The sequence below is a fragment of the Fundicoccus ignavus genome (assembly GCF_009659375.1).
In the GTDB taxonomy this organism is placed as follows: Bacteria; Bacillota; Bacilli; order Lactobacillales; family Aerococcaceae; genus Fundicoccus; species Fundicoccus ignavus.
The window spans coordinates 1-24328 of record NZ_WJQT01000002.1 but is presented as its reverse complement, the minus strand read 5'-3'; the positions used below and the strand labels follow the sequence as shown (position 1 = coordinate 24328).

The 24328-nt window shown below is 36.1% G+C and carries 17 protein-coding genes, 1 tRNA gene, 1 riboswitch and 1 other annotated feature; of the genes, 2 read left to right on the top strand and 16 right to left on the bottom strand.

From position 1 onward, the window contains the following. Positions 1-41 precede the first annotated feature (41 nt). The 13 genes from GF867_RS02160 to GF867_RS02100 form a co-directional block, all read right to left on the bottom strand. Complete coding sequence (locus GF867_RS02160; RefSeq protein WP_366927725.1) at positions 42-2399, bottom strand: endonuclease MutS2; 2358 nt, start codon at positions 2397-2399, stop codon at positions 42-44. A 108-nt stretch (positions 2400-2507) separates the two neighbouring features. After that, complete coding sequence (locus GF867_RS02155; protein WP_153831483.1) at positions 2508-3059, bottom strand: CvpA family protein; 552 nt, start codon at positions 3057-3059, stop codon at positions 2508-2510. A gap of 9 nt (positions 3060-3068) precedes the next feature. Continuing rightward, the gene (locus GF867_RS02150; RefSeq protein WP_153831482.1) at positions 3069-3503 is read right to left on the bottom strand and encodes a cell division protein ZapA; all 435 of its coding nucleotides are present in this window, start codon (positions 3501-3503) and stop codon (positions 3069-3071) included. A 445-nt stretch (positions 3504-3948) separates the two neighbouring features. After that, entirely contained in the window at positions 3949-4641 is a 693-nt protein-coding gene (locus tag GF867_RS02145) for an HAD family hydrolase (RefSeq protein ID WP_153831481.1), read from the bottom strand. 80 nt (positions 4642-4721) lie between these two features. After that, a complete protein-coding gene (gene pheT, locus GF867_RS02140; protein WP_153831480.1) occupies positions 4722-7145 on the bottom strand; it encodes a phenylalanine--tRNA ligase subunit beta in 2424 nt (807 codons plus the stop codon). Then, complete coding sequence (gene pheS, locus GF867_RS02135) at positions 7145-8212, bottom strand: phenylalanine--tRNA ligase subunit alpha (RefSeq protein ID WP_153831479.1); 1068 nt, start codon at positions 8210-8212, stop codon at positions 7145-7147. The genes pheT and pheS overlap by 1 nt, the downstream gene beginning before the upstream one ends. A 312-nt stretch (positions 8213-8524) precedes the next feature. Next, the gene (locus GF867_RS02130; protein ID WP_153831478.1) at positions 8525-9094 is read right to left on the bottom strand and encodes an HD domain-containing protein; all 570 of its coding nucleotides are present in this window, start codon (positions 9092-9094) and stop codon (positions 8525-8527) included. 735 nt (positions 9095-9829) lie between these two features. Beyond that, positions 9830-10618: a TrmH family RNA methyltransferase gene (locus GF867_RS02125; protein WP_153831477.1), complete on the bottom strand. Its 789-nt coding sequence runs from the start codon at positions 10616-10618 to the stop codon at positions 9830-9832. Between the two features lies 1 nt (position 10619). Beyond that, entirely contained in the window at positions 10620-12023 is a 1404-nt protein-coding gene (gene pepV, locus GF867_RS02120; protein WP_153831476.1) for a dipeptidase PepV, read from the bottom strand. 25 nt (positions 12024-12048) lie between these two features. Next, entirely contained in the window at positions 12049-12774 is a 726-nt protein-coding gene (locus GF867_RS02115) for a pseudouridine synthase (RefSeq protein ID WP_153831475.1), read from the bottom strand. A 4-nt stretch (positions 12775-12778) separates the two neighbouring features. Beyond that, positions 12779-15640: a putative polysaccharide biosynthesis protein gene (locus GF867_RS02110; RefSeq protein ID WP_172973931.1), complete on the bottom strand. Its 2862-nt coding sequence runs from the start codon at positions 15638-15640 to the stop codon at positions 12779-12781. Between the two features lie 98 nt (positions 15641-15738). Continuing rightward, positions 15739-18156 (bottom strand): leucine--tRNA ligase, encoded by a 2418-nt coding sequence (leuS, locus tag GF867_RS02105; protein WP_366927723.1) that lies wholly within the window; start codon positions 18154-18156, stop codon positions 15739-15741. Between the two features lie 63 nt (positions 18157-18219). Beyond that, positions 18220-18430 (bottom strand) — a binding site (T-box leader). Between the two features lie 32 nt (positions 18431-18462). After that, positions 18463-20310, bottom strand: a complete 1848-nt coding sequence (locus tag GF867_RS02100) for a muramidase family protein (RefSeq protein WP_153831472.1) — start codon at positions 20308-20310, stop codon at positions 18463-18465. A gap of 266 nt (positions 20311-20576) precedes the next feature. Here GF867_RS02100 and mnmM point away from each other — a divergent pair, with 266 nt between their 5' ends. Next, positions 20577-21143 carry a tRNA 5-(aminomethyl)-2-thiouridylate-methyltransferase MnmM gene (mnmM, locus tag GF867_RS02095; protein WP_153831471.1) on the top strand — a complete coding sequence of 189 codons (567 nt, stop codon included), beginning with the start codon at positions 20577-20579 and terminating at the stop codon, positions 21141-21143. Between the two features lie 59 nt (positions 21144-21202). On the opposite strand, the gene metK is transcribed toward mnmM, so the two are convergent. Continuing rightward, the gene (metK, locus tag GF867_RS02090; protein ID WP_153831470.1) at positions 21203-22393 is read right to left on the bottom strand and encodes a methionine adenosyltransferase; all 1191 of its coding nucleotides are present in this window, start codon (positions 22391-22393) and stop codon (positions 21203-21205) included. Then, positions 22391-22482, bottom strand: a riboswitch (SMK box riboswitch). Its footprint overlaps the gene before it by 3 nt. 193 nt (positions 22483-22675) lie before the next feature. Here metK and GF867_RS02085 point away from each other — a divergent pair. Beyond that, on the top strand, positions 22676-23380 hold the full coding sequence (locus GF867_RS02085) for a hypothetical protein (protein WP_153831469.1): 705 nt from the start codon (positions 22676-22678) through the stop codon (positions 23378-23380). Positions 23381-23467: 87 nt separating this feature from the next. On the opposite strand, the gene GF867_RS02080 is transcribed toward GF867_RS02085, so the two are convergent. Next, positions 23468-24055 (bottom strand): acetate uptake transporter, encoded by a 588-nt coding sequence (locus GF867_RS02080; RefSeq protein ID WP_153831468.1) that lies wholly within the window; start codon positions 24053-24055, stop codon positions 23468-23470. 148 nt (positions 24056-24203) lie between these two features. Further along, positions 24204-24276, bottom strand: a tRNA-Asp gene (locus tag GF867_RS02075). Positions 24277-24328: the final 52 nt, after the last annotated feature.

The window sequence follows — 24328 nt, the reverse complement described above, 5'->3', positions numbered from 1 at the left end:
GTTACCACAAAATCGCCCGACAATCAAATATATATTTGAATCTATTTGAAATACACCACAGTTGACCCATCCCCTCCCGCATTAGGAGCCGAATACTCAAATCTATCTACCTGTGAATGTCTTTTCAATACAGATTGCACACCTTCTCTAAGTGCACCCGTGCCTTTTCCATGAATAATCGTTACCATTGGATGATTCGACAAAAGAGCTGAATCAAGATATTGGTTTAATCGACGAATCCCTTGATCATAACGTTCGCCACGGATATCAAGTGTTGTACTAACTTTAGTCCCGGCATTTCTTTGAACATTAACTTTTGCTTTACTTTCAACTTTTTTAATTGGTGATAAGTCTTTAACGTCAATTTTCATTTTTAATATGCCCATTTGAACAATATATTCGTCTTTAGTAACTTGTTCAATGATGGTTCCCCTTTGACCGTAAGATAAAACTTCTACATCTTCTCCCACGTTTAATTGCTGCTCTAGTTTGGCACGTTTTAATACTTTATTCTTTTTCAAATTTTCAGGTAATTTTAGATCGTCAAAGGCTTTCTTCTTGTCAATTAAGATATGTTCCTTAATTGTCTTATTTTGCCCTTGTTCTAATTGTAAATCACGTATTTCTTGTAATATCTTAGCTGCTTCTTCTTGTGATGCAATGACTCTTTCATTTGCTTCTCGTTTAGCTTTTTCAACGATTTCATTCTTTTGTTCTAACCAACGATTATATTCAGTTCTTAAATCTTGATGAAGTTGTTCCGCTGCTGCTAATTGCTCTAATGCTTCAGCGTGGTTTAGTTCTGCTTCACGACGTTCTCTCTCTAAATTGGCCACCATTTCATTAACCGATTGAGTATCTTGCGAGATGCCTTGACGCGCTTCTTGAAGAATATCGTCACGCAAGCCTAAACGTTTTGAGATATCTAATGCATTACTGCGACCAGGGATGCCGATTAATAAACGATAAGTAGGAGATAACGTATTACTATCAAATTCCATACTCGCGTTAATCGTATTCGGTGCATCATGAGCATAAACTTTTAACTCTGGATAATGCGTTGTAGCCATTACAGTTGAACCAACTTTATTGATATAACTTAAAATTGCCATTGCTAATGCTGCGCCTTCTTGAGGGTCTGTCCCTGAACCTAACTCATCAAATAACAATAATGACTCATAAGTCATATTGTCTAAAATTCTCACCGTATTGGTCATATGGCTAGAGAAAGTACTTAGACTTTGTTCAATCGATTGTTCATCACCAATATCGGCAAATACTTGATCAAATATGCCTAATTGACTGCCTTTATCACAAGGAATATGTAAACCTGATTGCCCCATCAATTGAATAAGGCCTAAGGATTTTAATAAAATTGTTTTCCCACCCGTATTAGGCCCGGTAATAATCAACGCTTGATAGTTTTCACCTAAAATTATATCGTTTGCGATAACTTGTGTTTGATCAAGCAACGGATGTCTAGCCTGCCACATCGCTACGTGACGATTATCCGAGAATACAGGTTTAGTTGCCTCAAGCGAACGTGCATATTCTGCCCTGGCTTGTATAAAATCAAGTTGCGCAATAACTGCTTGATTTTGAGAAATTTCTTGATGATATGGCATTAAACTCTCTGTAATTTCTTGTAAAATTCGTTCAATTTCTTGCCTTTCCTCGACTTGCAATTCAGCTAATTTATTATTTAGTTGCATCACCGCTTGTGGTTCAATAAATAAAGTTTGTCCAGTACTACTCTGATCATGAATTGTTCCACCAAACTGATGGCGATATTCTGCTTTCACCGGCAATACATAACGACCATTTCTCACAGTTATCAAACTATCAGACAATTGATTAGCTTTGCTTTTAAGCATTTGACTTAATTGATTACGAATCTGTTGTTCTGCCTGTTGCTGCCCTCTACGGATACCTGCTAATTTGATTGAAGCAGAAGATAAAACTGATCCTTCTTCCGTAACGGATTGTTCGATTAATTTCATCAAATCTGGCAAACTAATTGCTTGATGAGCCCAATGTGTTAAAGCTGGGAAATATTTATCCTCTTCTGCTAATGCATCGAAGAAGTTAATGATTTGTTGGGTCGTAATCAATAACCGGCCAATTTGTGCAATCTCAAGTCCATTTAAACTTGCACCTAATTCTAAACGTTTCAAGGCATTGCCTAGATTATTCAAACGAGGGATTGGCATCGATTTTTTTTGATTTAAGATTGATAAAGATTGTTCTGTTTCTGCTTGCCACTGCTCTAATCGTTCTCGATCAGAACTTGGGCGCATTTTAGCAATCAAGTGCTTTGCCAATTCAGTCTGAGCAAATATTTGAACTGCCTGCAATACTTTATCGAATTCTAGTGTTTCATATATTTTTTCGTTATTCACGCGAGCTAAGCTCCTTTCTATAAAATCTAGTAATAAAAAGTACACTCTTTATTATAACAAAAGAAACGTCATCATGTATCAATGATAACGTTTCTTTAGGTAAATTTTTTAACTCCCCATTCCCACTTGCATCCACATATCTTTCGCGAAATCAGCAAGAAATGGTGTTCGATCGACTATCCAGAATGCAATCGGATTATCAACAAACTGTTGTTGTATGAATTCAATTGGAATTAAGGATAATATGTACAGAAAAATAAAAATAATAACATACGTTACTAAGGCATTAATTAAACCGCCTCCAACATAGTTAACGTGTTTTAAAACTTCATAATAGGTAACTCTTGTAAAAAACATTGCTAAAAAGTTAGTCACTAGCCAACCTACTAAACCAATTAATAAGAAGGTAATGGCATTGTAGAAAGCTCTATCTAGTAAGAAGCTTTCAGACTCTGTATAGAATGCTAAATTACTTCCCTGAGATACGGCCGGAAAAGGTATTAACATTTCAATATAATTTGAAATTGTCTCATAATATTTAGTTGCTAATATAAAGGTTATAATATAGCCGACCAAACGAATACCTTGCATAATTAAACCACGTCGATACCCCATATAAAAGCCTATCGCGAGTGCAATAATAATTAAAATTGTTAACATTGAAAATCCCTACTTTCGTCTAAATGGAAACTCTACTTGCTCCATTCTGCCTTGTGATGGTTGATTTGAATTTTCCAATGAGGCAGTAGTTTGAGTTTGCTGATTACTTTCAGCAATCATCCCTTTTGTAGAACGCCCATTAAGTGTTGGTCTCGACCTACTATCCTTTACGTTGCTATCTGGACCAGGTTCATTCTTTAGTTTAGCTATCTCTTCTTCAAGTTCTACTATGCGTTTCTCTTTGGTTAATTGGTCAGAAATTGCATTTACAGCCATTAAGACACAGCGATCTGCGTTAGTAAGTTCAGGTGCAAGTTCCGTCAATTGTTCAATTTGTTGGTTAACTAGATCAACGACAGTATTCAATTGTGTTGCTGAAAGTGATCCAACAATTGTATAATCTTTACCCGCAATTTTTGCTTTAAATCTTCGTTTTTTATCCATTGACTTCCCTCACTATCTTCAATTCAAATTCAACGATTCTTGTATATTTTACCAAAAAAGATGAAAGCTTGCATCTTTTGGTGTAATTTCGCTTTAATTATTCATATATTTTTCATAAATCATTTGTATAAGATAACATCAGACTTTTATCCTAGGCCAATAAATTCTGCTTAGCAGTTTTAACTTGATTATACCGCTTTACTTGAGTTGGAATACTTAGCGAATTAGTTTCCACAGCGGTATAAAGGACAACCCATCGCTAAGAATAGAATCACTTGCTCTGACTATCAATAAAGAATGCGAAGTAGACAGATCATATCCGATTGAGCTGGAAAAGCACGAACATCAGTGAGGCTTTGAAAGCGAGCACCACCTTGGAAAGGCAATAAGCTGATCGAATTATAAACCTCGTTAAATCAATGCTAAACATAATTTAAAGATTACTTTAGACTCTATTCAACACTGAAAGAATTTCGTCAAAATTTCCTACAGTTTGAGTAGCCAATGAATATTTAGTTACTTGTTTAGCTAAATGAAAACTTTTCCACCCTACACTCTGAGCCCCGATAATGTCATTGTGATAGTCATCCCCGATATATAATATGTTCTCAACATCCAAATCTCGTTCTACTAATTTAAATATATCTACATCGGGTTTACTGTAACCTAGCTCATCCGAAATATACCAACAAGATGCTGGAATCCATTCTTCCAGTTTTAACTGATGCAATTTATTTCTTTGTTCAACACTCGGTCCATTCGTCAAAATAAACATTTTAATCTCTTGCTGTTTAAGATAATTTAACAGCATCTTGACACCTGGTCTTAGCTCTAATTCATCTCTAAAGTACAAATATAATGCATTAAACGTAATCGCTGCATCTTGATTGATGCTCTTTCCGAAGTATTTATAAGTAGCAATCACTCGGTCGTTTCTGTAAGCTTCTTTTTCTTTTCCATGACGAATAAACAGTTCATATTCAGCATCTGAATAATCTAAATATATAGGATAAAATGTCTCAAAATCTACTTCTAAATGAGTCACTGCTGCTTGCATCACCGTAAATATTTTACGATAAATCTCGCAACGATCATAAAGTGTATCATCTAAGTCAAATCCAATCGCTTGATAAGACACCACTATCACTCCTCATTGTAGTTTTAAATGAAAAGGTGCTAGCAAGCTTGAGACTCACTAACACCTATGGTTAATAACTATTATCTTATTTCTAAATCATCGATTTCTTTTAATGCATTAGTCACTCGGTCCATCGCTTCATTTACTTCTACATCCGTTAATGTTGCATTTGGATTTTGGAAAGTTAGATGGTAAGCTAATGATTGTTTACCTTCAGCAATATTCTGACCTTTATATAAGTCAAACAAAGCTACTTCTTTTAAGTATTCACCCGCATTTGCTTCGATAATCTCCATTAAGTCAGCATGTTTTTCTTCGGTTGAAACTAACAGCGCTAAATCACGAGATGTCGCAGGGAATTTAGGTATCGTCGTTTGAACTAATGCTTCACGATCGATTGATACGACATAACTCAAATCAATTTCAGCATAGAAAGTCGCATTATCTAAATCATATTCTTTCGCAATTGTAGGATGAACCTGACCTAAGAATCCAATTTCTTGAGATCCTAGGTAGATTTTAGCCGTACGCCCTGGATGCATTACATCAATGTCTGAATTTGCTTCAAATGATATAGCATCACCTAAGCGAATTGCATCAAAATAACCTTCAACCATGCCTTTCAAGGTATAAAAATCATATTGAGCTGCTGATTCATACCAAGACGCTGTCTGAGCTTGTCCAGATATCATAATCGCATAACGTTCTGATTCAGTAGGTAGAGATCCATCTGCTTGTCCAAAGAACACTTTCCCAGTTTCATAAAAGGCTAAAGGTTTATTCTGACGAGCATTATTATACTTAGTAATTTCTAATAATGCTGGGAACATACTTTGACGTAACACAGAACGATCTTCACTCATTGGTAAAGATAACTCAACTAAAGGTTTATCTTCAGATTTAATTAAATTAGCTTCTTTAGGTGAAGTTAAGACATAACTAATTACTTGATTTAAACCAAAACTTTCGCTGATTGAACGTGTTTGTCGGATCAAGCGCTGACGATCCGTTAATAATCCTGGTGTGCTTGGTACAGTTGGTAGAGTTGTTGGAATTCTGTCATAGCCATAAATGCGCGCAACTTCTTCTAAAACATCCGCTTCTATACTGATATCCCAACGACGTGGAGGTACAGTTACAATGAAATCATCGCCTTCGAAAGCTAGTTCAAAACCTAGTCGGTCCATTATTTCTTGTAGCTCAGCTTGATCGATTGTGATGCCTATTTTGTCAGCGATTAACGCAAATGGTACACGTACTTGGGTATCTGTTACTTTAATGTTTTTCTCTTCTACAAAGCCTTGAACCACTTGACCCTCACCAAGAATTGCCATTAAAGCTGCAGCTTGTTCACTTGCTTCTTCAACAGTTGATTGGTTAATTCCTTTTTCAAATCTAGAGCTTGATTCAGAGCGCAAGTTAAATTTATTCGACGTCATGCGTACTCTTTGTGGGTCAAAAATAGCTGCTTCAAGTAAAACGTTCGTCGTTGAGTCTGTTACTTCTGAGTCCAAACCACCCATAACACCTGCTAAGGCAATTGGTTGATTTCCGCCCCAGATTAATGTATCTGTTTCAGATAGAGTTCTTTCTGTACCATCTAATGTTGTAAATTTAGAGCCATCAACCGCTGCTTTAACTTTAATTGTAGAACTTTCCAATGTATCAAAGTCAAAAGCGTGAAACGGTTGTCCATATAACATCATAAAGTAGTTCGTTAAGTCTACAATGTTGTTAATTGGTCTTACATTAGCTTTCATTAAACGCATTTGTAGCCAAACTGGGCTTTCTTTAATTTTTACATCTTTAATTAATCTCAATTGATAATGTGGTGATAAAGTAGCATCTGCCACTTCAATTTTAATAGCGTCTAACAGACTTTGATCCGTAACGCTTGGATATTCAGTAGTCAAATCAAACTTAGGTGTTTGTCCAATAATTGCCGCAATTTCATGGGCTGAACCGCGCATACTTAAAGCATCCGCTCTGTTAGGCGTAATCGATAATTCTAAAATAGGATCGTCTAATTTTAGATACTCAATCGCATCTGCTCCCACTGGTGCATCTGCTGGTAACAAATAGATTCCGTCGGCATATTTTTTAGGAACAACACTATCTGAAAAACCTAGTTCTTGTAAGGCGCATAGCATACCATTTGATTCATGACCACGCATTTTAGCTTTCTTAATTTTAAAGTCCCCTGGTAATACTGCACCTGGTACTGCAACAATTACCTTAGCACCCACTTCAACGTTTGGCGCACCACATACGATTTGTGTTAACTCACCATTACCAAGATCAATTTGTGTAATACTTAAATGATCACTATCAGGCATTGCTTCTAATTTAGCAATTTGACCAATTACTAAGTTAGATAATGAAGCACCAATATTTTCGACACCTTCAATTTCAATACCAGTACGTGACATTTTATCAGCAATCACTTCTGCTGACCAATCACTTAAATCTAGAAAATCATTGAGCCATTCATAAGATAAAAACATTAATTTTGGCCTCCTTTAAATTGCGTTAGAAAACGTAAATCATTTTGGTAGAAATGACGGATGTCATCGATATTATACTTCAACATGGCTACTCGATCTGGACCTAAACCAAATGCAAAACCACTGTATTTAGAAGAATCAATCCCAGACATTTCTAATACATTCGGATGTACTACACCCGCACCCAAGATTTCAATCCAACCTGTCTGCTTACAAACGTTACAGCCATTACCACCACATTTAAAGCAGCTTACGTCTACCTCAACAGATGGTTCAGTAAATGGGAAGTAGCTTGGACGTAAACGAATCTCGCGTTCTTTACCAAATAAGGATTGCGCAAATTGTAGTAAAGTACCTTTTAAGTCAGCTAACGTAATATGCTCATCAACTACTAACCCTTCAATTTGATGAAATTGATGAGAATGTGTCGCATCATCGCTATCACGACGGAACACTTTCCCCGGACTGATCATTTTTAATGGTCCTTGTGACGCAAAATCGTGTTGTTCCATTGTACGCGCCTGAACAGGTGACGTATGTGTTCTTAGTAAGATATCCTCTGTAATATAGAACGTATCTTGCATATCACGAGCCGGGTGATTCTTAGGCAAGTTCATTTTCTCGAAGTTATAAGAATCCAATTCAACTTCTGGACCTTCAATAATTTGGTAACCCATCCCAAGGAATAGGTCTTCAATCTCATCCATCGTTTGTGTAATAATATGACGAGCACCTGTTACTTGTTTACGCCCCGGCAACGAAATATCGATGGTTTCCGCAGCTAACTTAGCCTCTAATTCTTTAGTGGCTAAATCATTTTTCTTCTCTTCAAAATACTTATTAAACACATTATGGAATTCTTTAATGAATTCACCTAATTTTGGCTTGTCTTCTGGTGATAAATTACGCATTTCTTTTGAAACACTCGTTAAAGCACCTTTTTTACCAGTGAATTTAACACGTACATCGTTTAACTCTTTTGTCGAGTTAGCCACAGCAATATCTGCTTGGGCATCTGTGATAATTGCTTCAATAGTTGCTTGTAAATCTTGTATTGAAACTGTCATTGTATATCTCCTTATTTATTCATTTTTAAATACAAAAAAACGCCCCTAAAAAAGGGACGAATCATCGTGGTACCACCCTCGTTCTTAAATAAAGTTCCCCCTAAATAAGCACTCAGCGCCATTAACCGTGGCTTGCGGTATCCTTTTCGAAAATATAATTTTCTTAACAGATAAGCTCCGAAATTGAACATAATAAATGACTTACATAATTTAGTTTCAGTCTAGCTAAATTTCCCTGTTTACTGCATTTAGTATTGATTTCATCATCGCTTTATAATTACGTGATTATTGTATTGAACTCTAAGTATAACCTTACATTTCACGTTCGTCAACGCCTTGATACGTTAAATAAGACTCATAATTAGGTTGAATTGCTACCAATTGTAAAGCCAATTCTTTTGTTCGATTAACATGTTTTGCAATAAACTTCTTAAATCCACCTGCACACTCTTGAATTGCACATTGTTTATCCATTAATGTAACAATTAAACTTTCTGGATATTTCGGAACATCTAAAGTAGTACCCGCCATATGCTTCAAAATGATATCTTGTTCTAATTCAGATAACTCCGTAATTTTCATGGCATTCTCACAAGCAATTCTTGGATGTTCATAGTTATGGCCACGTCCGCCAACTTCATTCTTAGTTTCTGATTCATAGAAAAACAAATCATGTAACAAGCCCGCACGTGCGATTGCTCTAGTATTCAAATTCAAACGTCTAGCCCAACAAAAACTACTATATGATACTGAAATAGAATGTGCTAAACGATTTGTCACTTTATGATGTACGAATTTTTCTAGGCTCTTTACATCTTCATGTTCAATTAAATCTTCGATTAATTCAAGATATTCTTTATCCTCTTGCCACTTTAATGCCATTACCGTGTATTCCCCCAGAATTTGATTTTATTATAATTTTATTCGTTCAAATTGATAAGTCCGATTATTTTTTCAAAATACAGACTTTTGTCTAACTGTTTCCAATAATAACACACTCATGCATCTAAAATAGTGTAATCAGTACATTTTAAACCATTTTTAATAATTCCTTTGAAACTTTGAAAACAATTTTGAGCAGTGATTAAAAATGTAAAATAATCGTATACTCTTCAACAGTCAGTAATACGATATAAATCTGTATTCTCACCACCACACAAAACCTATAGGCAATCACATGTTTGCTTGCCTATAGTGGCATGTAGGGCAATCGGCGCAGCTTGCTCTGACTATAAGCAAAGCGAAGTAGACAGAGCCTAGCCGATTGAGCTGGAAAAGCACGAACGTCAGTGAGGATTTGAAAGCGACCACCGCCATGGCAAGCAAACCCTTAAAACTCTATAAGCGGAGCTCACCGGGTTGCTTGCCTATAGCGGCATGTAGGGTAATCGGCGCAGCTTGCTCTGACTATAAGCAAAGCGAAGTAGACAGAGCCTAGCCGATTGAGCTGGAAAAGCACGAACGTCAGTGAGGATTTGAAAGCGACCGCCGCCATGGCAAGCAAACCCGGTGAGCGAAGCTAAACCTAAAATACAATTACTTCTGATGATTCTTCAACTAATTAAAAGCCCTTTACATCAAAAAAAGAAGATATCCATAAGATATCTTCCCTAACCTTTAACTTGCAAATTTAAACATAAGAATCCCTGCTGCTACAGCAACATTTAATGATTCTGCTTGACCAGGCATCGGAATATAAATCGCTTGATCAGCTAATTCAATCCACTTTTGGGCCACACCAGCACCTTCATTCCCCATTACTATAGCGGCTTTAGAAGTCTCTGTAATTGATTGATATTCAATTGCAGTTTGATGCAGTGCAGTCGCATAAATAGGAATAGCTACTGCTTTTAGTGCATCGTAAGCTTTATCTAATGAGATGCTAATAACTTCTAAGTGCCAAATAGACCCTTGTGTTGCTCTCAAAACTTTATCATTATACACATCAACGGTTCCTTGTCCTAGTAAAACACCATCAAAACCAGCTGCATCAGCAGTTCGAATCATGGTCCCTAAATTACCTGGATCTTGTACACTATCTAAAAGTAAATATTTACTTCCATTAGGTTGCCAAGACTCAATTTTTTTCGGTAAATCCAACACAGCAATGACTCCTTGATGTGTTTCAGTAGCACTTAATGATTTTAATACATCAGCAGCTACTAGAACTGGTTGAAGATTTACTGGCAAATATTTTGCCAATAAAGACCATTCTGATGACTCTAGATACTCAGGTGTCACAAGCAATTCAACAAAACGTTGAGCATATTTTAAAGCTTCTTCCACTAAATGAGTACCTTCAATCAGAAAATGTCCTTGTTGCTTTCGTCCTTTAGCTGTTAACAGTTTTCGCCATAACTTGATTTTAGTATTCTGACGAGACTGAATGATTTCGTGTTCTACCATATTAACGCGTTAAACGGTAGATCGCTTCAGCATAAATTGCTGTCGCACGTAATAAGTCATCCACAGCTAAAAACTCATTAGCTTGATGCATCGTATCGACTGAATCTGGGAATAACGCACCATATGCAACACCACGTGGCATCAAACGACCATAAGTTCCGCCACCAATTGTCATTTCAAAACCTTTTTCGCCAGTTTGATTTTCGTACACTTCAAGTAAAGTTTTAACCAATGGATCATCAGCTGGTACATAATGAGGTTCTTTACCTTCATCTGTCGTAACCGACACAACAAAATCTGCAACATTGCGTTCAATCGCTGCTAGAATTGTTTCAGGATCTGTTCCGACTGGGTAACGGAAGTTAGCGTCAATGCTACCACCATCTGTCATAGAATAGTTAGCAATCCCAACGTTCATTGATAATTCACCCATTACTTCGTGTTTCGCATTCACACCAATTTTCTCTCCAGCAAAATCTAAGTGTAGTTTATCACCTAAAATCTGTAAGAAGTCTTGAGCACTTTGTTGATCATAATTATATTGTTTCAGGAAATTAGCTAAGTATGTAGCTGCATTTACTCCTTTATCAGGCGTAGATCCGTGAGCAGCTTTACCAATTAATTCTAACTCCAATGTATCGCCAACTGTAACTGTCGATCCTTTTAACTGTGCTTCTTTAACAAAAGCCTTAAAAGCTTCATTAATTGCCTCTAAGTTTTCACCTTTAACAATAGCAGTAGCGTCTTGTGGTACCATGTTAGGACGTAGACCAGCGTTAAAACTTGCTAACCGTAGATCACCCGTTGAAAATTCACCACTGTCAAAAGTAAAGGTCGCTGAAACATTTCCTTTTTCACCATTAATAATGGGGAATACAGCATCTGGAGAAAAACCAAAGTCTGGCATTTCAGCATTGGCGAAATAGTAATCCATACATTGCCAACCACTCTCTTCGTCAGTACCAATAATCAAATGAATTCTTTGATTAAATTCAATCCCTAGTTCTCTTAGAATCTTAATCGCGAAATACGCTGCTACAGTAGGACCTTTATCATCACTTGATCCACGTGCAAAAATTTTGTTATCGATAATAACAGGTTCAAAAGGATCAGTATCCCATCCTGTACCTACTGGAACAACATCCACATGTCCAAGTATACCCAGTAATTGTTCACCTTGACCAATTTCAATTCTTCCCGCCCACGGTCCGAATTGTTTCGTTGTAAAGCCATCTTCTTCAGCCATACGCATGAACTCTTCTAAAGCAGCTAACGGACCAGGTCCAACAGGTGCTTCTACAGTTGCTAATTCATCTTCTCTTACTGAAGGAATTTTTAACAAACGGAATAAATCCTCAATTAAAGCGTCTTTTCTTTGTTCTACTTCTGCTAACCAATTTACCATCTAAAAAACTCCCTCCAAAATATTCCTACTCAAAACCATACGGTTCGAGCGCTTGTGCTTCTTCTTCCGTCAACTCTCGCCAATCGCCTTCAGCCAAGTCCTCATCTAACCATAACGGTCCCATTGAGATTCGCTGTAGCGTTAATACTTCTTTACCTACCTTTTCAAACATTCGTTTTACTTGGTGGAATTTGCCTTCCCAGATTTCTACCTCAATCTCTGATTGGACTGCTTCTATATCTGTAGCATGAATGATAAGTTCAGCTGACTGAGCAATAAAATCACCTAAATCCAAGCCGGCTTTAAAAGCTTCAATGTCTTCTTGAGTCACAATGCCATCAATCGTTGCAACATACCTTTTAGGCACTTTCTTTTTAGGGGAAAGTAGTTGATGTGCAAGTTGACCGTTGTTAGATAATAACAGAAGACCCGTTGTATCTATATCTAAACGACCAACTGGAAACAATTCCATATGTGCATAATCCGGACCTAACCAATTAATAACAGTTTCATGAAAATTATCTTCGGTAGCACTGATAATACCTGCAGGCTTATTTAAAATATAATAATAATATTCCTGATAAACAACTGGCTCACCCATTACAGTCACCAAGTCATCGTTCAAATTAATAATTTGCCCTGATTTCTTGCAGATTATGTCATTTACCCTAATAGCACCACTTGATATTAATTTTTTAACTTCTTTTCTCGTTCCGTATCCAGTATGAGAAAGTAACTTATCTAATCTCATCTCGTTAAAATAACCTCATTTTTTCTTGTAAATCCTTATACTTATCTCCAATTAAAATTGATAATTGACCAAACAAGCCCATAATTCCCATATAAACAAAGATACCGACACCGACACCTAGCATTACTTTCACAAAGGTTAATAAGCGGCCTACATCACCCATAATTAGGTCAAGTAAGCTATTCCATTGAGCCACTGCAATTCCCATAATGACTGTTCCTATTAATATTTTAACGATTTTATTTATTAAGCTAGCCGTATCAATTTTAACTTCACGTTTAATTTTAATCCACATAAAAATTGAAGATACAAGGAATGCAATGGTCGTTGAAATCATCGCTCCGTGTGCGTGAAAAAAGGCTACAAATGGCACTTGAAGTAGCAACTTAACCAATAAGCCAATCATTAAGAAGCGAACAGCTAAACGACGAAAATTCATCGATTGTAATACAGTAGATAATACCGTATATAAACCTAATGCAATACTCATGATAGAACCGGTAACTAATAAAGCTGGTCCACTTACATGTCCTTGCGGATAAAACATTGCATAAAGATTATTAGACACACCCATCATGCCAATGGCTGCTGGTAACATCACAAAACTAAATAATTCAATAATTTGTTCAACTAAATTACCTGTTCCCTGAACATCTTTTGCCGCAAATTTACTTGTAATTAATGGAACGACTGATGTCGCTAAAGCAACTGCTAACGATACAACGATCATCACAAGTTTATCAACGTCTAAACTCATCGCACCATACAGTTCACTAATTTCTCTCAATAGCATCACTGTTGTTGGTAATAAAATTTGTTTGAATGTGTAGGTATCAATTAATTGGGCAAGGATTATCCCAGACCCCAATAGAATGAATGGTACACTATCCATCATCATGATTTTCATGCTTTCTTTAAAATCAATCTGGATTGCATCCACAGAGCGCTCTTTCAGACGATTAATAATAGGCAAGCGTTTAAAGTATAAAAAGCCCAGATAAACTAAGGAAGCTAATGCGCCGACAAAAGCAGCAAATGTTGAGTGAACAACTGCTTGAGTAACTTCACCACGATAGACCATCATAATTGCATAGGTCGCCGCAAGTAAATAAACAACACGAGCAATTTGTTCAATTATTTGTGAAATTGCGGACGGAACCATATCATTGAATCCCTGGAAGTATCCTCTAAGAATACTCATAAGCGGTAAAATGAATAACGCGGGCACTAATGAACGTATTACCATTGTAGCCCCAACTGGATTATCAGTTGAAGTCATAGCAGCTAAGGAGGGAGCCAATAAGTATAAAAGACCTCCAGAAATAACGCCACTCACAAGCATTAAAATAATACTATTTTTAAATAATTTATCCGCTACACGGTATTCTTTCTTTGAATGATAGAATGCCATTTGCTTCGCGATAGCACTTGGGAAACCTGCGGTTGCAATCGCCAAAAATAAAGAATAGGGTTTATATCCCGCACTATATAGTGTATTCGCTTGTGTATACTCAGCACCTAACCAAGTACTCCAAGGAATAATATAAAGAGCGCCCAATATTCTAGAGAATACACTACCGATTGTCAGCCAAGCTGCTCCTTTGACAAAACCGTCTGATTGTTGCTCTAACGCATCATCAATTGTTAAGTCATCATTACCTAATACTTCTTCTAATACTTGATCGGTTAGAATAGGCTCTGAAAAACGTCGAGTCTCCTGACTTGCTTGTTCACTTAACCTATCTACTTCTTCGTCACGAATAGACTCATTTTCTATCTGTTCCGTCACGATTTCATTAAAGACAAGCTCTTCTTCAGGTGAAGTAATTGAACTTGTTTTTAAATCCTCTTCAAATAATTTGTTAACTGGTGCAACCTCTATTGCAGGAAGTGTTTCCGACTCTTTAGGCGAGTTATCAGCATCTAAAACAAGTTCATTCTCATCTTTATTACTATTAAAACTCTCTGCACTTGCTTCAGTTTCTTGTGCTAATTGTAGTTTTCTTGTTTCATTCTTGTCCAGTGCAGCTGTAATTTCTCGTTCCGTAACAAATGAATCTGACGAAAAGTTTTGTTTGAATACTTCTTCTTGTAACTCAGTTGATGAAGATTCTTTATTTAACTGTGTACGTCTTTGATTTATTTTGTTTTTGGCACGATTAAAAAGTGATGTTTTCTTTTCCGATAGACTTTCATCCACTAAATCTACATCATTTTCGATAGTATCTTGGTCATCTTGTAGAAATTGATCGAACTCCACGGCGTCTTTAGCATCAATCAAAGATTTGACACGTTCAACAATGGTTGGTTGTGTATCTGAATCAATCTCGTTCTTACGTTTCAATCTTTTTAACGGATTATCTTTCTGTCCTTTATTTCGTGCTTCAGTTTGTTGTTTCTTATCCCCACTCTGACCAGTGGTCTCAACTGGACTAGAATGCTCCCAGAAATCCATTTCTTGGCGTTCATACTCATCCCAATACTCAACATTTTCTTGTTCAATCGCTTGTTTAGACTCTTCTTCTAACTTCGCTTTGATTGGACTTTTATATCGAAATTCATTGTCTTCTGGCGCCTCTAATAGCCCCTTCTTCTTTTGGGATGATAATGAGTCGTCCTCTTGTTCTCTTGTTATCAAATCTTGATCAGCCTCTTTAAATGAATGCTGATTATTATCAATAACTTGTTCTACTGAATCACTATCAAAATAATCATTATCTAACGGTTGATTATTTGGTTGTCGGATCTTTTTCAAATCTTCAGCCGTAAATTCAATTGTTTCAAACAATGAGTTATCATCAGTTTTATATAATGGTGGATTTTTTAAATCCCTTTTTTCTTTCTGCGAATTAAAATTATCACGCATTTTCTCAACTCCTTTACGCTTTTTTAGCATCTTTGAGATTTAATCATATTATAACGATAAATCTTCAAAGATGCTAAACAAGAGCTGTAGCTTTATATTTAATTTGCTACGATATTTACAAGTCTATTAGGAATTGCGATGATTTTACGAACCGTTTTTCCTGAAATTTCAGCTTGAATCGTTTCATCTGCTAATGCCAATTGTTCTAAATCTTCCTTAGACATATCTAATTCGATTTCTCGTTTAGTTTTAACTTTACCATTTACTTGCAACACAATTTCAATAGTACTTTCAACAGTAAGTTCTTCTTTAAATGTTGGCCACTCTGCTTCTGATAAACTTTCAGTATGTCCAAGTAATTCCCAAATTTCTTCCATCAAATGAGGTGCTAATGGCGCTAATAACTTAACAAAACCTTCAGCATACTCAATTGGTAATACACTTTGGTCTTTAGCGGCATTTAAGAATATCATTAATTGAGAAATTGCAGTATTAAAGTGTAAGTTTTCAAAATCTTCTGTCACTTTTTTAACTGTTTGATGATAAACACGAGTCAATTCATCATTTGTTGTATTTTGTACAGTTTCTTTCACGGTATGTTTATCTTCATCAACTAATAGACGCCATACGCGATCTAAGAAGCGACGACTTCCTTCCAATCCATTCTCGCTCCAAGCAATCGAAGCATCTAGTGGACCCATAAACATCTCATAAACACGCAATGTATCTGCCCCGTATTGGTTAACTACATCATCTGGGTTTACAACATTACCTTTAGATTTAGACATTTTCTCATTATTTTCACCCAAAATCATACCTTGGTTAAATAGTTTTTGGAATGGTTCTTTAGTAGGAACTACGCCTAAATCATATAAGAATTTGTGCCAGAATCTAGCGTATAGTAAATGCAGAACCGCATGTTCTGCTCCACCTATATACAAATCAACTGGTAACCATTTAGCTAATTTTTCTGGATCGGCAATGGCTTCTGTATTATCAGGATCAATAAAACGTAAGAAATACCAAGAGCTTCCTGCCCATTGTGGCATTGTATGTGTTTCACGCTTACCTTTTAGCCCAGTAACCGGATCAACAACGTTAACCCATTCTTCGATTTTCGCTAGAGGTGACTCACCTGTACCACTCGGCTTAATTTCAGTTGCCTCTGGCAAAGTTACAGGCAATTGGGTTTCTGGAACTAAAGTAGTCGTACCATCTTCCCAGTGAATTACTGGAATTGGTTCTCCCCAATAACGTTGACGAGAGAATAACCAATCACGTAAGCGATAATTCACTTCGTGAGATCCCTTATCGTTTGAACTTAACCATTCAACCATTTTTTCAATTGCATCTTGGGTATTTAGTCCATTTATAAAATCAGAATTAATGTGTGGACCATCACCAGTAAAAGCTCCACCCTCTTGTGATTCGCCTTCTAATACTTTGATAATTGGTAAATCATGCGCTGAAGCGAACTCAAAATCTCGCTCATCATGGGCTGGAACCGCCATTACAGCACCGGTTCCATAAGAAGCTAGTACATAATCGGCAATCCAGATAGGTAGCAATTCTCCTGTAATAGGATGCTCTACATACCCACCTGTAAATACTCCAGTTTTATCTTTGTTTAAAGAAGTACGCTCTAACTCGCTCTTAGTCTCTACCGCTCTCACATATGATTCAACAGCTTCACGTTGTTCATCTGTTGTAACAACTTTAACTAGATCATGCTCAGGTGCTAGTACAAAGTAAGTCGCACCAAATAATGTATCAGGGCGTGTCGTATAAGATTGAAGCGTAGCATCATGTCCTGAAACTTTAAACTTAACAATTGCACCTTCTGATTTACCAATCCAGTTTCTTTGCATTGCTTTTAAGCTCTCAGGCCAGTCCAAATCTTCCAAATCTTCCAATAAACGTTCTGCATATGCTGTAATTTTTAAAACCCATTGTCGCATAGGGCGGCGGAATACAGGGTGTCCCCCACGTTCACTTACGCCATCGATTACCTCTTCGTTAGACAAAACAGTTCCTAAAGCTGGACACCAGTTTACTGCCACTTCTTCTTCATATGCCAAACCTTTTTCAAACAATTTAGAGAAAATCCATTGCGTCCATTTATAATATTCTGGACTCGTTGTATTGATTTCACGATCCCAATCATAGCTAAATCCTAAAGATTTAATTTGACGTTTAAAAGTCGCAACGTTTTTAGCAGTAAATTCTGCAGGTGGATTACCTGTATCTAATGCATATTGCTCTGCTGGCAAACCAAATGCATCCCATCCCATTGGATGTAATACATCATAGCCTTGAGCTCTTTTCATACGTGCAATAGCGTCAGTAGCCGTATAACCTTCCGGATGACCAACGTGTAATCCTTGTCCAGAAGGATAAGGAAACATGTCTAATGCATAAAACTTTGGATTATTTTCTCTTTCTTTTGTTTGGAACGTTTTATTAGCATCCCAATATTCTTGCCATTTTTTTTCAATTATTCGATGTTGATATGTCACTTTAATTGCCTCCATTTATTTTCTTCAAAACAAAAGCCCTATATTATTTAGCATAACTAAACAATATAGGGCGAATTTTATCGCGGTACCACCTAAATTTGTTATTGTCGTAACAATAACCTCTCACTTTAACGCAGTTATACGTCCTGTTCTACTGAGTTTTTTCAAACAGGAAACAAGTTAGACGAGTTCAAATTAGTTTACTGACTTATTTCCACCAACCATAAGCTCTCTACACAGTCTCTAACTCTACTACTTCCAACGAAGTCATTTTTTATATACTAATAATATATCAAATTCACTGCATTAATTCAAGCTGATTACTTGTCCAACTAATACATTAGATCCACCATTTGCTTCGATTAACTTATAAACATCCACACCATATTTTTGTGCGATAGAGTATAAAGTTTCGCCGGCTTGTACTACGTGTGTACCAGTTGCAACTGTTTCGGTTGGTGTCGCTTCTGTAACCGGTGTTTCACTAACAGCTTCATTTGAAACTTCTGAAGTCGGTGTTACAGTTGATTCAATTGATTCAACTGGAGTTTCAACAACAGCAGTTGAAGTTGCAGTTGCAGTAGAACCTGAAACATTTAATACTTGACCTGGATGAATTAAATTACTTGATAAACCATTTAATGATTGTAATTGAGACAATGTCATACCATGTTTAGTTGCGATTGCATATAATGAATCGCCTCTTTGAACTGTGTATGTTCCAGATGTACTACTTGGCGTGTTCGTACTTGTATTATCAGATGACGAAGAGTCTGTTGTATTCTCTTGTGTTGTTTCATTTGATACAACTGAGCTACCACTTACTTTTAATGATTGCCCTGGGTGAATTAAACTACCTGAAAGATTATTTAATTCTCTCAACTGATTAACTGTCATGCCATGTTTAGTTGCAATCGCATATAAACTTTCGCCAGCTTTAACAGTATAAGAGCCAGATGAAGTATTTGATTCTGTTGAATCAGTTCCATTTGTTGAATCATTATTATTGTTTGAATCTGGATTAGTTACGCTAGATGTTCCTGGGACAATTAATGTTTGACCTGGGTGGATTAAATAGCTTGTTGTTCCATTTAATTTTTGCAATTCAGCAATTGAAATGCCATGTTTATTAGCAATTCCCCAGTAACTGTCTCCAGCTTTAACCACATATGAACCACCAGTTGATGGCTTAGTATCTGTATTACCAGACTCATCTGAACCTGAATTATTTTCTTCTTCTTCTACTGTATTACCTGCATTGTTATTTGATGTACCACCAGGTATTAATAACGTTTGGTTTGGTGCAATAAAGTAAGAACTTAAGTTATTAGCCTCCATCAACGCATTTAAAGTAATTCCATGATTAGTTGCGATTCTATATAATGAATCCCCTGCTTTTACAATGTAATTACCAACTGATGTAGAAGGCGTTTCTGGTTTAACCGTCTCACCTGGTACAGCTTCTTCCGCTGGTTTCTCTTCTACTACATTACCATTTGCATCATATTGAGTTAAACCATATTGTTCAATAATACGGTTTAATTTTGATGAATAAGAAGTATCTGTCGCATAACGTCCAGTTAAGTATGCTGTCGCATCTTGATATGTTGAAGTATTACTTACGCGAGTTCCTGAATAAAACTCATAACGCCAGTTTGACGGATCATCGTCACCTGTTAATAGCGATGCATAATCTTCTAGTGATTGATCATAATCGTCATATTTTCTGAAATCATCTGTAATTGTATAATAATTTCCAGAACCATCATCTTCTTGTGTTTCAACGTGAACAGAGTTGCCGTTGTATTCACCTTTAATTCCAAACAAGTTATAGTTTGGTGATTGAGCTAATGTACTGTTACCCCAAGCAGATTCTAATGCTGCTTGTGCGATCATAACAGAAGCATATAAATCATTCTTTGCAGCAATGTCTTTCGCATATCCCGTTATGTTCTTTAAAAAGTCTGATGGACTTAATCTTTCGCTTTGAGCATTAACTGTAGTTGACTGTGATTCTGGAGCCAACTGGTTTAATACAGCACTTGCCGCAAACAATACAAGTCCTGTATTGATTCTAATAATGAGTTTTTTTGATGAATCTAAACGCTTAATTGCATTTCGGCGTTCGATGACTGATTGTCTAGTTTTATTCACTCATTTTACCTCCCAGTTTCCAAATAATTTCTACAAACTTATCCTAAAATTTGTAACTACACTCGTTATTATAGTAAAACTTCACAGAAATTACTTGAAAAAATCGCTCTTTTTGTTTAGTCTTAATAAATGTAATATTAATGTAACATTGCGGTTTTAAGCCATTATAGTCACTTTTGTGATTATCCAAAACATATTATATTAATTATTATAGGACTAAATTTATAAAAGATTTTTATAAACAATTATGAATCAAGGAGTTTATCATGTTAAAAGCCCTACATTACAGTAAAGAATTACTACGTACACTCACAAATCGTTTTTCAAGCGGTACCTTTATTGATGCAACACTTGGAAAAGGAAATGATTTAATTTCGATACTATTAAATCCTGTTTTCACTGGAAAAGTTTATGGATTCGATATACAGAAAGAAGCGATTGAATTAAGTCAGAACGCAATCAATACGCATAACTTCGCCGGTAGTTATCAACTCATTAATGACTCTCATGAAAACCTAGCTAGTTACTTGCCAGACACCGTAGAAATTCATGGTGCTATCTTCAATCTGGGATACTTGCCAGGTGGCGATCATGACATTACTACACAAGCATCATCTACAAAAAAAGCTATCTTGGAAATTAGACGTCGTTTAGTTCAACATGGACAAATTATTATTGTCGTGTACTCTGGCCACCCTGCTGGAAAGTTGGAGAAAGAAGAACTTTTCAATTTCCTTACTGAGTTCCCGCAAGAAGAATTTCAAGTATTACAGTATGAGTTTATTAATCAACGCAATAATCCACCAATGGTATTAATCGTTGAGAAACGTTGACACATAATACAAAAAATAAGCCTATCAGCAATTTCAATAATTCTCTGATAGGCTTTTTATTATTTACTTGCTAAAACGGCTTTTAATTCATCAACTTTGTCAAGTTTTTCCCAAGTAAATCCTTGCTCTAAACGGCCAAAATGACCATATGCAGCAGTTTTACTGTATACTGGACGACGTAATTCAAGCATATTAATAATTCCACTTGGAGTTAAATTAAAGACTTGTCGAATAGCACTTACTAGCGACATTTCATCAATTGTTCCAGTACCGAATGTATCAACAGAAATTGATAAAGGCTCAGCTACTCCAATTGCATAAGATAACTGTATTTCACAGCGCTTAGCAAAGCCAGCAGCTACAATGTTTTTTGCAATATAACGAGCAGCATAACTTGCAGAACGGTCTACCTTCGTAGCATCTTTTCCACTAAATGCCCCTCCACCATGACGTGCAAAACCACCATAAGTATCTACGATAATTTTACGACCAGTTAAACCAGAGTCTCCTACTGGACCTCCAATTACAAATTTACCCGTTGGATTAATGTAAATAATTGTCTCATCATCAATCCACTCACTTGGAATTATCGGTTTTATAACATGTTCAATAACATCTGCGCGAAGTTGTTCTAATTCAATACCTTCATCATGTTGAGTACTAATTACAATCGTATCTAATCGTTTAATTGTTTCATCCTCATTATACTCAACAGTAATTTGAGTTTTACCATCTGGTCCTAAATAAGCGACTGTGCCATCTTTACGAATAGCTGTCAAACGCTCTGCCAAACGGTGACTTAAAGCAATTGGTAATGGCATTAATTCCGGTGTTTCATCATTTGCATAACCAAACATTAATCCTTGATCACCAGCACCAATTTCCTTTTCAACACTATCAGAACCACGAGTTTCAATAGCATCATCGACACCTTGCGCAATGTCTGGAGACTGTTCATCTAGTGAAACAAGCACTGCAACATTATCAGCATCAAAGCCGTATTTACGACCTACATAACCAATTTCAGCAATTTTCTTTCTCACAATTTGTTGGATATCTACATAAGCGGTTGTGGTAATTTCACCAAAAACTAGCACTAATCCCGTATTTACAGCAGTTTCACAAGCTACTCGAGCATAAGGATCTTGTTCAAGAATTGCATCTAATATTGCATCACTAATTTGGTCAGCAATTTTATCTGGATGCCCTTCTGTAACTGATTCCGACGTAAATAACTTTTTCTCTTTCATTCCTTTTCCCCCATATTAAATTTTGGTTACAAGGCAATTTCACTTGATGGACAAGTGAACCCTATCGGGAACTTTTGGTTGTAACGTTACTAATTATACATTAATATAGTGATTATAGGTAGTTTTTATTGAAGAATTTCAATGTGTTTTTTAAAACTGAAGTTCAAATGAAAGGTATTAGTCAGAATGAAACAATTAATTAAGTTTTTGCAACACCCACTTATAAAAATAATAGTTTTTCCATTTTCTTTTATAAGTTTTGGACTTATTACTGGAATAACCATGACCTCAGAGATCCAATGGTTAAATATTGGATTACTATATCTAATCGTCACAATGGCTCATCTGATTGAGCATTTTTTCTTTATTAAGTACTCACGAAAGCAGTCAAACGCAGCTCCAGCTGCACTACTATATTTTTGTGAAGTAATTATGCTCGCAAGTGCTGTAATGTTTTTCTTACAACAACATTTAATAATTAATATACTATTGTCAATGTATTTGATTTTTATTCATTTACAATGGTTTCCTTATAACATGACAGGAACATTCTATCATTATCTATTAAATGTTTTTTTCCATGGCTTCATTCTTAATGTTATAGCATTTTATACTCAAACTAATGGAATTACTTCTCCGATACTTTACGCAATTGTACCTGTGGTACTGTTTAATTTAGGTAGTCAACTTGAACTAACAAGATTAAAGCAACTCTTAGCTAAAGCAAATATTTCTGTTTGGTTAAAAAGTAGCGTAGTTATATCATTTATTTTCGCTCTAATTGCAATCGTTCTAGGTGTATATTACTCGATTCCAAGTTCATCTTATTACTTAGTACAAATTACGTTTATACTCTTTTCATTGTTAAGTATCTTACCTACTTTAGTAATAACCAATCAGATTGAGCAAGCACAGAACAAAATTAATTACTATAGTAGTATTACGCTTATTTTTACAGTTTTATACGCATTAAGTTATATCTACTAAAATAACTACCAGTGATTATTTCACTGGTTTTTTTGTCAAAAAACAAAAAAATAGCGCTGACAGATTAACCGTCAGCGCTTTTATTTATTAATGTTCGCCAATAACTCCTAGTGGCAGAATTTCTTTACCATAAGACTCATTTATAACTTGCCCCATTGCTGCATAGATTGCAGTGAAACCACATAAAATACCTTCGTATCCAGCAAAAGTTAAAATTGCAGTCGATCCTGTAAAGTTACCTGCTGCCAATAAAAAGAATAAGATAGCTAATGTTCCAAACACAACTTGTAAAGCTTTACTAATACGTAAAGTTGCGATAAACATAAAGAAAGTAAATAATCCCCACATAAACAAGAATGCCGCCATAGATAAAGAGCTTGGTGCTGCACCTAATCCAACTGCAGGCATCACATTTAAAGCAACAAGAGCTAGCCAGAAAAATCCATAAGAAGTAAATGCAGTCGTTCCAAATGTATTGTTCTTTTTAAACTCCATCATACCTGCGATTACTTGAGCCATACCACCAAAGAATATCCCCATCCCTAAAATCATAGCGTCCATCGGGAAAAAACCAGCATTATGGATATTTAGTAATATAGTCGTCATACCAAACCCCATTAAACCTAACGGCGCTGGGTTTGCCGTATTCTCAGTAACTAAAACATTCTTTTCCATTCCAATTCTCCATTCAAAATATTATATACAACGCTTTTAATTATACCTAGGAGTAGTTCGATTAGTCAATGACATTCAAATACAAACAAGAATGTAAACGTTTTAAATATTGAATAAAAAAAGAACTCACTTTACGTGAGTTCGACTACGGTCCGGACGGGATTTGAACCCGCGATCTCCTGCGTGACAGGCAAGCATGTTAACCCCTACACCACCGGACCAATTGCGGAGGTAGGACTCGAACCTACGACCTTCGGGTTATGAGCCCGACGA